General features: G+C 41.6%; 7 protein-coding genes. 3 read left to right on the top strand and 4 right to left on the bottom strand.

Annotated features, from left to right (window positions below):
- Positions 1-341: 341 nt before the first annotated feature.
- Positions 342-716: a hypothetical protein gene (locus G4P69_RS33885; RefSeq protein WP_208354255.1), complete on the bottom strand. Its 375-nt coding sequence runs from the start codon at positions 714-716 to the stop codon at positions 342-344.
- Between the two features lie 879 nt (positions 717-1595).
- Between G4P69_RS33885 and G4P69_RS33880 the strand changes: the two genes are divergently transcribed.
- Positions 1596-2867, top strand: coding sequence for a type IV pilus twitching motility protein PilT (locus tag G4P69_RS33880; RefSeq protein ID WP_208354253.1), 1272 nt, complete (start codon positions 1596-1598; stop codon positions 2865-2867).
- Between the two features lie 144 nt (positions 2868-3011).
- Positions 3012-3788 (top strand): circadian clock KaiB family protein, encoded by a 777-nt coding sequence (locus G4P69_RS33875; protein ID WP_208354251.1) that lies wholly within the window; start codon positions 3012-3014, stop codon positions 3786-3788.
- A 136-nt stretch (positions 3789-3924) separates the two neighbouring features.
- Here the strand turns inward: G4P69_RS33875 and dnaK are convergent, their stop codons facing one another.
- The gene (gene dnaK / locus G4P69_RS33870) at positions 3925-5835 is read right to left on the bottom strand and encodes a molecular chaperone DnaK (RefSeq protein ID WP_208354249.1); all 1911 of its coding nucleotides are present in this window, start codon (positions 5833-5835) and stop codon (positions 3925-3927) included.
- A 539-nt stretch (positions 5836-6374) separates the two neighbouring features.
- Between dnaK and dusB the strand changes: the two genes are divergently transcribed.
- Positions 6375-7433: a tRNA dihydrouridine synthase DusB gene (dusB, locus tag G4P69_RS33865; RefSeq protein WP_208354243.1), complete on the top strand. Its 1059-nt coding sequence runs from the start codon at positions 6375-6377 to the stop codon at positions 7431-7433.
- A gap of 75 nt (positions 7434-7508) precedes the next feature.
- Here the strand turns inward: dusB and G4P69_RS33860 are convergent, their stop codons facing one another.
- Together G4P69_RS33860 and G4P69_RS33855 are read right to left on the bottom strand one after the other, a co-directional pair.
- Positions 7509-8009, bottom strand: a complete 501-nt coding sequence (locus tag G4P69_RS33860) for a DUF2059 domain-containing protein (protein ID WP_208354238.1) — start codon at positions 8007-8009, stop codon at positions 7509-7511.
- A 123-nt stretch (positions 8010-8132) separates the two neighbouring features.
- A partial coding sequence (locus G4P69_RS33855) for an aminotransferase class I/II-fold pyridoxal phosphate-dependent enzyme (RefSeq protein ID WP_390693744.1) occupies positions 8133-9036 on the bottom strand: 904 nt, incomplete at its 5' end.

Here is a 9036-nt window from a genome sequence, read left to right as displayed (position 1 = left end):
GAAACAACGTAAGGAGAAATCAGCGCGCCGCTCTCGTCAACGCGTTGAGCCTGGGAACCTTAGCGATAAGGATATTAAGGCATTTGTGTCTTAAGAATCCCCGTCTCTTTAGAGCGGGGAGTGTCAAAAATAATTATAAATTCAAACATTTGGGATGGTACCGCATCAATTGTATACGACTGACGAATAATCATGGGGTATTTAAATCCCCGTCCCAATAATTCTGAATTCTGACTCCTGTCTCCTGACTCCTGTCTCCTGAATTCTGTTGAAAAAATTCCCCATGAAAAAACCCGGCTTAACCGGGCAGATGTTCTGTTTGTCGAATATTAGTGTGATGGTTACATCTTGACTTCACAAGTTAAAGGGCAAGCAGCATATACAGTGGTTTGCGTTTGGTCTGTTTCTCCATGGAGCCAACTTAACCATTTGACTTGCTTAGGATGAACTCCTTTAAGAGTTAACATACCTGCCGCAAAAACAACTGCCATAACATTCAACATAACCAAACTGCCAGCTACAAGCAAAACCGCACTGACAGGCATTACAGATTGCAGAACAACCGACAACAAACACCCAACAGTAGCCATCAAAACAACTAAAGGAAAACCGACAACCAGCAAGCATACTGCCAGGGTGAAAGTCCAGATCAGAAAGCTTTTGATCAAAAATAAGGAGTTGCTCTTGCTTAAATTAGACGTTTGAGACAAAGTCATGACTTTTCCTCGCAAATACAACGAAAATTTAGGATTTAGAAATCTCTCGTTTTTCGAGTGAGATCAACAATTAGTGAAGTTCAGTATATAAAAACTAAATGCCAAGATGAGCATTTTTTTAATAAACTTTACAGTTAATTTCTAATAATTATGGATCCAAGTCTGGTTATAGATTTGAGGAAAAGCGATCCTCCGCCATCTATCTTTAGACATAGAACCTCATAATATGCCCCAAGTTGCTAAATTTTAGGGAATTCTTCCCTCGGTTGCTTAATATTTCTTATAAAAAGTAGTGTTGATTCTCATAAATCATCATTAAACTTAAGCAAATTAATAAAGAAGCGAACAGAGTATAGGGAACAGTGAACTCTCGATCATAAAAAAATCGTGCTAAGTGAATTTATGAGGGGTCATACCCATCAGATAGATATATCTTAAGTTCTGCGGATTCAAGCACACTCTTTGGTTGAAAGCGAAATTTATTCCTGGGAGAAATAACAGCCAAAAATAAGCACTTTAATTCCTCAAGGGTTAACCCTTTGAGAAATTAACAATAGCATCTTGATATTTATGTGAATTACCGTATATATTAGCAATATTTATGTATTTTTTATTACTTTAATAACCAAGTATTTTCATCGTCTATCTTGAACTAGAGAATGTGTTAAACCTGTCTATATTGCTCAAAGTGAATATGTTGAACTAATCAAAATTTTGATTGAAACAATAAAAAGTATACAGCAGAGACAGGCTTTGCTGATCTGTCGTTCTGCGACAAGAGAAATGAATTTTTAGTATCAACACAACGAAAAACCTATTGGGAAAACCAGAGTCAAAAGAAGCTCAGATTAACTCGTTTACATACATTCATTTTTTTTTATGACAGAATCACAAGATTTATCAAATTCAACCACCACTACAGTCCGTAATATGCCTCCGCTTCCGCCTCCACCAGCAATGGGGAGTACACAGCGTCAGCAAACACAAACATTGGACATGTCAAGTAGCAGAAGTACACCTCATGCTCCTTCTGCCCATCGTCCGGGAACCCCGCCATCCGTACCACCTTCCTTACACCGTAAAAACGCTTCAGGATTAACTTTAGAACACTTGATTAAGGAAGCTTATGATAAAGGGTATTCTGACATTCACCTTGGTGTAGGTGAAGTACCTCGCTTTCGCAACCGAGGAGAAATCCAAACAACAGATTATCCTGAAACCGATAAAGAAACTTTTAACAGCTGGATGCAGGAGGTATTGACAGATACAGAAATTCAGCGCTTTATAGAACATCTAGAATTTGACGGCGCGACGCAGTACGACTTTGCTCGCGTACGGATAAATATTTTCGACTCCCTCAAAGGCTACGCGATGGTGCTGCGGTTAATTCCGCTCAAAATCTTAACTATAGAACAGTTGAGATTACCCCCAGTTTTTAGAGATATTTGCCATTACCATAAAGGTCTGATTTTGGTAACTGGTCCAACTGGTTCTGGTAAGTCCACCACAATGGCAGCGATGATTGACTACATTAATAAAGAGATGCCTAAGCATATCATCACCATTGAAGATCCAGTTGAATTTGTACACAAAAGCCAAAAATCTTTGATCAAACAGAGGGAAGTGGGAATGCACACCCGCAAATTTGACAACGCTTTGAAAGCAGCTTTGCGGGAAGATCCAGATTTAATTCTAGTTGGAGAAATGCGGGATAAAGAAACGGTCAACACCGCCCTGAAAGCTGCGCAAACTGGTCACTTAGTTATGGGGACACTCCATACCAACAGCGCTGTAAAAACCATTGAGCGTATTCTCAATCTCTATTCAGGGGAAGAACAAGAAGCAATGCGGGTGGCGCTTTCTGAATCCTTAGTATCAGTTATTGCCCAAGGTTTGTGTCGCACAACCGACGGGAAGCGCGCTGCTTTCCATGATATTTTAATCAACACTGAAGCTGTCAAAGACTGGATTAAAGACGGTAAATATGATGAAATTACCGAACTTATGAAGCAAGCCGGTTTTGATGGGATGATTACTATGAACCAGTCTTTGCTCAACCTTTACCAAGAAGGTCGTATTACCGAAGAAACCGCTTTAGAAATGTCACCTACTCCTAACGAGATGGCGCAGTTCCTTCGCGGTAGAGTATAGAAACAGTTATCAGTTATCAGTTATCAGTTATCAGCCAGGAATAATATGTTTATCTTTGGGTTTAAGCCGAATACCATACACCTTGATCACTGATCACTGTTTACTGATAACTGTTCACTGTTCCCTACCCCCTATTCCCTTCCCTTGACTTCAAACAAACTACCTTCACCACAACTATTTAAAGGCATTGCTCTATTTACACCAGGGGGAGATTTAATCTATACCCTAGACCCTACCAAGCAAGGTCGATGGCATTTACATTTATGCTCTACGTTACAGGAAATTCTAGATTTACCGGAGCCACCTCACTTCTTAGTACCGTGCTACACGGCAACTATTGATCATTGGTTAGACCCCCATAGCAAAAAAATCAGGACTTTTGCTGAAGCATATCCAGTGGTTATGCGACATCAAGCTGTCCTTAATGCAATTTTTGGTACAGGTGAACTAGTATGGCAGCAGGCTCCTTGGCAAGAGGGGTTGTGCGATCGCATGGTATTGGCGACGTATTACTCATCGTTCCCACAACTTTGGGAAGATCACGACTTAGTTGTGCGTTTAGATGTTTCAGAGCCAGCGCAGTTGTACTATCAACCAGTAGCAGTTGCACAACAAGTACAATCAAAAACCCAAGGTTATGTTCTCCGTTTGTTCGTTGCAGGACATGGTCCCAGTACCGAACGCATTCTTCAAAATCTTCATGAACTCTTAGAGCAGCACTTAGGCCAACCTTACACTCTAAAAGTCATCGATGTTTTAACTCATCCAGAACAAGCAGAAGCAAATCAGGTTTCTGCTACTCCTACTATTGTGAGAGTTTGGCCTCAACCTATTCGACGAATTATTGGGGATTTAGACAATGTGGAAAAAATCCTCCAAATGTTGGGTGTGCCAGAAAACGGTTGGGGTAATGCAGGTTAGGTAACAGTTATCAGTTATCAGTTATCAGTTATCAGTCAAGAAGAGTAATGTGTTTTTCTTTGGGTTTAAGCCCAGTATCATACACCTTGACCACTGATAACTGTTTACTGTTCACTGATAACTGCTCCCTATCCCCTTACTTGGACTCGGTGAAATCAGCATCAATTACATCATCACCGCCACTAGTAGAGGAGGAACTACTACCAGCACCATCAGAAGAAGCGCTAGCAGACGCACCAGCACCAGACTGTTGATAAATATTGCTACCAACTGTAAACAGAACCTGTTGTAGTTCTGGCATGACTTTCTTGATCTGCTCATCGTCATCTTTAGAGATAGCATCTCGCAGGTCTTTTACCAAACCTTCAACCTTGGTCTTATCAGCAGCAGGAACTTTATCGCCCAATTCTTGGATCTGCTTTTCAGCTTGATAAGCTAAAGAATCAGCTTGGTTCTTGCGGTCGATTTTCTCACGGCGTTCTTTGTCAGCAGAAGCGTTTTGTTCAGCTTCTCTCACCATGCGTTCAACATCAGACTTATCCAAAGTAGAAGCACCAGTAATACTGATAGACTGCTCCTTACCAGTACCTTTGTCCTTAGCGGTAACGTTTAGAATACCGTTAGCGTCAATGTCGAAGATAACTTCAATTTGAGGTACACCCCGTGGTGCTGGAGGAATACCGTCTAGGCGGAAAGTTCCCAAGCTCTTGTTATCATTTGACATTTCCCGTTCGCCTTGGAGGACGTGAATTTCCACGTTAGTTTGACCATCCACGGCAGTTGAGAAGACTTCTGATTTTTTGGTGGGAATAGTGGTGTTGCGAGGAATAATTTTGGTCATTACACCACCTAAGGTTTCTACACCCAAGGATAGTGGTGTTACGTCTAGCAGCAAAATACCTGTAACGTCACCAGAGAGAACACCTGCTTGAATAGCTGCACCAACTGCTACCACTTCATCAGGGTTAACGCTTTGGTTGGGATCTTTACCCAACAACTGCTTCACTAATTGTTGAACAGCCGGAATACGGGTAGAACCACCAACTAGTACAACCTCATCAATATTTCCCTTATTTAATTTGGCATCACGTAGGGCATTTTCTACAGGAATGCGGCAACGATCAATCAAATCTGAGCACAGTTTTTCAAACTGAGTACGTGTCAGGGTTGTATCTAAATGCTTCGGACCGTCTTGAGTAGCTGTGATAAATGGCAGGTTAATTTCTGCTTGAGTAACGCTGGAAAGTTCAATTTTTGCCTTTTCCGCAGCTTCGGTTAGACGTTGTAAGGCTTGTTTATCTTTACGTAGATCAATGCCTTCTTGTTTTCTAAATTCTTCAGCCAAGTAGTCAACGATTTTTTTGTCGAAATCGTCACCACCAAGGTGGGTATCACCAGATGTTGCCAGTACTTCAAACACACCGTCACCTACTTCTAGGATCGATACGTCGAAGGTACCACCACCAAGGTCAAATACGAGGATAGTTTCGTTACTCTTCTTGTCGAAACCGTATGCTAGGGAAGCTGCAGTGGGTTCGTTGATAATCCGTAGTACTTCTATACCAGCAATTTTACCCGCGTCTTTGGTAGCTTGCCTTTGGGAGTCGTTAAAGTAAGCGGGAACAGTGATAACTGCTTGAGTTACAGTTTCTCCAATGTATTTGCTCGCATCCTCAACTAGCTTACGAAGAACTTGTGCAGAAATTTCTTCTGGAGCAAAGGGCTTACCAACAACAGGACACTCTAGCTTGACGTTGCCACTGCTTTCGCGAAGGACTTTGTAAGAAACTTCTGTCGCTTCGTGAGTAACTTCTTCGTAACGGCGTCCGATGAAGCGTTTTACAGAATAAAAGGTATTTTCGGGGTTCATCACCGATTGGCGTTTAGCGATTTGCCCGACTAAGCGATCGCCATTTTTTGCAAAGGCTACTACTGAAGGTGTTGTGCGAAAACCTTCTGCATTGGCAATAACTGTGGGTTTGCCACCTTCCATTACTGCTACGCAGGAGTTCGTTGTACCTAAGTCAATTCCAACAACTTTTGCCATTTTAGATTCTGGCTCCGTATTACTACTAAAGAATGAATGGGAGTATTTAACGCTAAATTTTTTACCAGCTACATTAGTAAAGCAGCCAGTTCAGCATAAATTCCTTTGGTTTGGTTTTTCTTTGGGGGATTTATCCCAAACTATGCTGACATATATACTGAACTCCTAAAACCAGTCCTTGAAGGGTGGTTTTCCGAACCTTTTTAGGACGGTTAAGATTCAGAATTTGTTTTCTTTAAATTGGATCATCGATTCAATCGCTTTCACTGTGTCTAATGTATGAGAATTAATACTACGAGGAATTGGGGTGAACCGTAACATCAAAGTGGTGTTTGCCGTCTTTTGGGAATGGGGAATGGGGACTGGGTATTGGGGACTGGGGACTGGGGACTGGGGATTAGGGTTAGTTGTTATATTTATAGTTACTGTTATTGTTATTGAGGTCAGGTATTCACATAAGAAAAACCCAATACCCAATACCCAATACCCAATACCCAATACCCAATACCCAATACCCAATACCCCATGCCCTATGCCCTATGCCCATTGCCCTATCTCCTAGTTTGAAAGCTAGACTCTCGACTCCTTTACAAATTGGCTCTTTTGAAGTAAAAAGTCGGGTTTTACAGTCGCCCTTGTCTGGAGTCACAGACATGGTGTTTCGTCGTTTGGTGCGTCGCTATGCTCCAGAGTCAATGATGTATACCGAGATGGTAAATGCAACGGGGCTACATTATGTTAAAGCGTTGCCCAAAATCATGGAGGTAGATCCCAACGAAAGGCCAATCAGTATTCAATTGTTTGACTGTCGTCCAGATTTTCTTGCAGAAGCAGCTGTCAAGGCAGTTGAGGAGGGAGCCGATACTATTGATATTAATATGGGTTGCCCTGTAAATAAAATTACCAAAAATGGGGGTGGTTCTTCACTGCTGCGTCAGCCAGAAGTCGCTGAGGCAATTGTTAGAGAAGTGGTGAAGGCTGTTAATGTACCTGTAACGGTAAAAACCCGTATTGGCTGGAATGACAGGGAGATCATTATTCTTAATTTTGCTCAGCGAATGCAGGATGCAGGAGCAAAAATGATCACGGTACATGGACGCACCCGTGCCCAAGGATATAATGGTAAAGCTCGTTGGGAATGGATCGCTCGGGTTAAGGAAGTTCTTTCTATCCCAGTCATCGCTAATGGCGATATTTTCTCAGTTGAAGCTGCGGTGAAGTGTTTAGAAGAAACTGGTGCTGACGGGGTCATGTGTTCCCGTGGAACCTTGGGTTATCCGTTTTTAGTAGGAGAAATTGATCATTTTCTCAAAACTGGCGAAAAGTTAACACCACCTACCCCTATTCAACGGTTGGAATGTGCCAGGGATCATTTACAAGCTTTGTGGGAATATAAAGGCGATCGCGGTGTGCGTCAAGCACGTAAGCATATGACTTGGTATGCTAAAGGCTTTGTAGGCGCTGCTGACTTACGGGGACAGCTGAGTGTGATTGAAACTGTATCCCAAGGTGTAGAGTTGATTGACCAAGCGATTGAAAAACTGACTCATGGTTATGAGCTAGAGGAAGAGACAGAAGCTAGCCTTGCTTTGGTCTGAGACAATTTATTGCAAGGTAGGTTGAAACCGAGTTGAATGGTGGGCGACCTAGTTTTCCCTGCTAAGAGTTACCTTTCATTTTTGTTGAGGACGTAAATACCCTTCCTCTTCTAATTTCTGTATGGCTCTTTTGCCAGCTTCTAGTCCATATCGTTGACCAATAAGTACAGATTCCTGAGTGAGTTGAGGAAGAACTGCAATTGTTTTTTTACCGATAGGTGATTGGTAAAATGCAATTAATTGGTTTATATCCTCGTTGGAGTAGTACTTACTATAGATAGGAATAAGTTCATTCAATAAGTCGTCTGGTTTAAATTCAGCCAAAAAAGTATCCCAAAATTTTTGTGGTACTTGTGGATATTGGGACTTCAAGCTCATGAACAATTGCGTTACAATTTGTTGAGAAAGACTCGATGCACCTGTTATTCTTAACAATTCTTTGATGTTATTGATTTTTTGTGTCTCTTGAGCATTAGGCTGTGTGTTGATCCCAGACGAGGTTTGAGCAAAAGCCGCTCCATAGCAAGTTGTTAGTAATGAAAGAAGTAGGGCTGAAACAAAAATTTTTATGTTCATGTAATATATTAAGCAAGTTAAAATTGGAAAAACCAGCAACTGTTGTATATTTATGCTTTCCCAATTTTAAGCGTGTAAAAGGCAACAGGCAATAGAAAATCGGCACTTATATAATTAAGTCTATTACTTGACAACTTTCAAAGTTTTTAAGCTACTATCAGCACAACCACTGATAAACGCTCCCGAGTTTTGGATATATTGTAAATATTCTAAAGTAACTTTATTGATAACTTCTCCAGGCATTAAGACAGGGATACCAGGGGGGTAGGGGCAGACAATTTCTGCACAAATGCGATCGCTTGCGCTTTGTAACTCTAACGTTTCTGTTTCTGCGAAAAAAGCTTCACGAGGCGAAATATGGTCATAATTACCGATCTTACAAAAAGAATCATCCCACATAGGGGGTTTTAAAGTCAAGCCCGAAGAATTGAAGGCCGGTGATGGAGTTGTTCGATAATCTTTAGCAAGAGTTGTAAAAGCTTGCACTAATTGCTCAATATCCTGTTGGGTATTGCCCAAACTGATGATAAAGGTGAGATGTCGTTGTGACGGATATTCAGCAGTTACACCCAGCTTATCATTGAGAATTTCATCAGCTTCAAAGCCACTCAAGCCTAACTCAGAAACAGTCACAGTTAAGCGGGTTCTATCTAAAGTCACAGAGCCTGATCCCTTGGACGCGAGATCGAAAACCGATAAGCCGGGAATTTGACTAATGCGATTTCTCGCTTCCTCCGCTAGTTCCAATGAGTGACGCATTAATTCTTTTCCATAAACTGCCATTTGCTGGCGTGCTGCATCCAGAGAAGCAAGAAGCAAATAACTAGGACTCGTAGACTGTAAAAGTTGCAAAGCTTTACTGATGCGATCGCTATTGATCTTATTCCCTTGAATATGCAACATTGATGCCTGTGTCAGAGCACCAAGTACTTTGTGAATCGACTGTACCGTTAGATCAGCACCCAAACGTAAAGCTGGAGTAGGTAGTTGGGGATGAAAGGCAAAGTGTGCGCCATGTGCCTCATCT

The organism is Aetokthonos hydrillicola CCALA 1050 (assembly GCF_017591665.1).
Classification (GTDB): domain Bacteria; phylum Cyanobacteriota; class Cyanobacteriia; order Cyanobacteriales; family Nostocaceae; genus Aetokthonos; species Aetokthonos hydrillicola.
Note: the sequence above shows the minus strand (reverse complement) of the source record. Positions and strands in the feature narration are given on the sequence as shown.